The sequence below is a fragment of the Pseudomonas sp. ANT_H4 genome, assembly GCF_008369295.1.
Classification (GTDB): Bacteria; Pseudomonadota; Gammaproteobacteria; order Pseudomonadales; family Pseudomonadaceae; genus Aquipseudomonas.
The window spans coordinates 1-3025 of the sequence record NZ_VOBG01000059.1 but is presented as its reverse complement, the minus strand read 5'-3'; the positions used below and the strand labels follow the sequence as shown (position 1 = coordinate 3025).

Below are 3025 nucleotides of genomic sequence, written 5' to 3'. Positions count from 1 at the left end.
GATCAGGGTTATTGGCAAAAGCGGTTTCAAGCGCCTGATCCATTGTGAGCATTTGAGCGGTCGCCGCAAACAAAGGACTAGTCAAAAGCGCAAGGATCGAAATGAGACCTGCTCTTAGCATGGTCTTATGCGTGATTGGGTGAGCAATAAACTTTCTACACCGAAGTAATTCCATCATTCCTTAAAACCTTTAAAACAAAAAGAATTTCCCATGAGGCAAATGTAATTCTCCGCACCTATCAACAAGGTGACTGAAAAATTACAAATACGTTATCTAGCGGAAAAACCTCAATTAATGCATTAGGATGAAGTCAACAAGTGCTCGCGCCAAGAAACAACCCGAAACAAAAAAAGGGGAGCCGAACCTAGTACTTTAGGAGGTCAAGGAAACATGACGAACCTTGCAAAGCTTTAAAAAGACCATATTGCGAAGAAAATTAAAGATGTAGCCAGAATCGAAACGTTTATACAGATTAATAAAGCCCTTAAACCATGTTTAACGAGCATCCAATCATTCCGATACATTTACCAGAGGGTGAAATCCTATGCGAATCCTTGTGATAGAGGACGAGCTGAAGACTGCTGAGTACTTACATCAAGGCCTGACTGAAAGTGGCTATATTGTAGACTGCGCATCGACTGGGGCTGATGGACTCCATCTAGCACGTCAGCAAGCTTATGATCTGGTAATACTAGACGTAAATCTACCTGAAATTGACGGTTGGGACGTTCTTGAAAATATTCGGCAGACTAGTAGCACTCGGGTAATGATGCTGACTGCAAGAGGGCGTCTGGCAGACAAAATCAAAGGATTGGATTTGGGAGCCGATGATTACCTGGTCAAGCCATTTGAATTCCCTGAGTTGCTTGCAAGAGTACGCACTTTAATGCGTCGCAGCGAACATATTCCAGTTCCAGAGGTATTAAAAGTCGCTGACCTTGAACTTGATCAAGGCAGACATCGCGCATTCCGCGGAAAGCAACGCATAGATCTGACGACAAAGGAGTTCGCGCTGCTTCATCTGTTGATGCGTCAATCAGGAGAGGTGTTATCTCGCACTCAAATTATCTCTTTAGTGTGGGATATGAACTTTGACTGCGACACAAACGTTGTCGAAGTTTCGATACGAAGATTGAGAGCAAAAATAGATGATCCATTTGAAACAAAATTAATACATACCCTTCGTGGCGTAGGCTATGTATTGGAGGCGAGGAAATGAAACCGGTCAGCCTATCGATGCGGCTGGGGTTGATAGTTAGCATTATGGGAGCGGTACTAGTAGTGCTGTTAGCGATACTAGCTTTTTTAGCGCTTACTCACGAACTTGATTCGCGCGCAAAAAATAGCTTAGAGAAGAAGATGAGTCAGATTGAGCACAGTCTACTGATGGATATCAGTACCCGTGACATGAGTTTAAAACCACACGTGCTATTAGATCAAGTGCTGGGACACGACAATCTTAACCTGACCATCTTTGATGATGACAACATGAGTGAACCTCTGCTGAGTTTTGGAGCAGATATACCTGAAGTATCTACGAATCAAGCCGGAACAGCCGCCAGTAATAAGCTGTCGTACTACTCCCCAGCCGAAGAGTCCGGAATCCACATCCTCACCGCCTCTAAGCTCATGAAATTAAAGGATGGTGAGTTCGTATCGGTCCTACTGTCTATTGATCGCTCGAATGATGAAACGCTATTGAGCGCCTACCTGAGTTCGACCATTGTAGCGGTTCCACTGTTGCTGATTCTGATTGGTATCAGCGCCTGGGCTATTGTGCAACGAGGCTTATCCCCCCTCCGGGAATTCCGGAAAGTTGCAGCAATGGTGTCGGCCCAGGATTTAAGTCATCGACTCTCAGTTGTCAAGATGCCCCAAGAACTCAGTGAGCTTGCTCACGGTATAAACTTCATGCTGCACCGTCTTGACGGCGGAGTTCAACAACTATCGCAATTTTCTGATGACTTGGCGCATGAGCTGCGGTCACCGATTACGAACCTTATGGGGAAAGCTCAGGTAACACTTTCTCGAGAACGCCCGGCAAAAGAGTACAAGGCTGTTTTAGAGTCATGCACCGAGGAACTAGGACGAGTCACCAGAATTGTTTCAGACATGCTTTTCTTGGCCCAAGTAAGTCATCCGGCTGCACTCGTGCCGTTTGAAAGCATTTTACTAGAGGATGAAGCGCTAAAAGTCATCGACCTTTTTTCTCTATCGGCTGAGGAAAAGAGCGTCGGTATAACTGTCAGCGGATGGGGTAAAGTTTTAGGTGATCGACTCATGATTCAACGGGCTATTTCCAATCTTTTATCAAATGCCATTCGTCACTGCCCAGCAGGGCAGTCCATTGCTATAGCGATTGAAACGCAATCTGAAAAAGTATCCCTATCAATAAGTAATCCTGGGGTAGGAATTGAGCACCAGCACTTGTTTCATATTTTCGATCGCTTCTATCGTGTGGATAACAGTCGCTCACGAGCTGAAGGTGGTACTGGATTAGGGTTGGCCATTGTCCGATCCATCATGAGCCTGCACCAAGGAATGGCAGAAGTCCAAAGTATGCCGGGCCATCTGACAGTTTTTCGACTTACATTTCCAAAATATAATGCACAAAGCAACTTAAAATCCAAAAAACCAAGGGAGTGATTTTAGTAAAACCGTAACTAAAATCACGACAAACAATAGTCTAAGAACGAGACTCCGAAAATTCATAGAGCATAGATAGCGCGGGGTACTTACAAATCGCAAAGCGAGATCAACTCCCCTTGGTACATCCTGCCAGTCTCCCCAAAAAATGCGTGCAGCATTAAATTGACTATCTGCGCCGTAACACTTCGAAACGATTCCCCATAGATATCAGCCGAGCGGAGCTTGGCTTCTGGCTGAAATGAATGTATGGGAGTCGCGCATTAACATGCCTGCGACATATAGTCGCAAATACTTTTATCGTAAAATGTCCTCCTCCTGTTGACCCTGTAGCAGCTTCAGGCTTGATACTGACCACTTGAGCAATGCGCGGTTTTG

2 protein-coding genes are annotated in these 3025 nt (G+C 45.1%); both read left to right on the top strand.

Annotated elements, in window-relative coordinates:
* The first annotated feature begins 545 nt into the window (after positions 1-545).
* Positions 546-1220: a heavy metal response regulator transcription factor gene (locus tag FQ182_RS29400; RefSeq protein WP_045061360.1), complete on the top strand. Its 675-nt coding sequence runs from the start codon at positions 546-548 to the stop codon at positions 1218-1220.
* A complete protein-coding gene (locus FQ182_RS29395; protein ID WP_149415258.1) occupies positions 1217-2647 on the top strand; it encodes a heavy metal sensor histidine kinase in 1431 nt (476 codons plus the stop codon). The genes FQ182_RS29400 and FQ182_RS29395 overlap by 4 nt, the downstream gene beginning before the upstream one ends.
* Positions 2648-3025 lie beyond the last annotated feature (378 nt).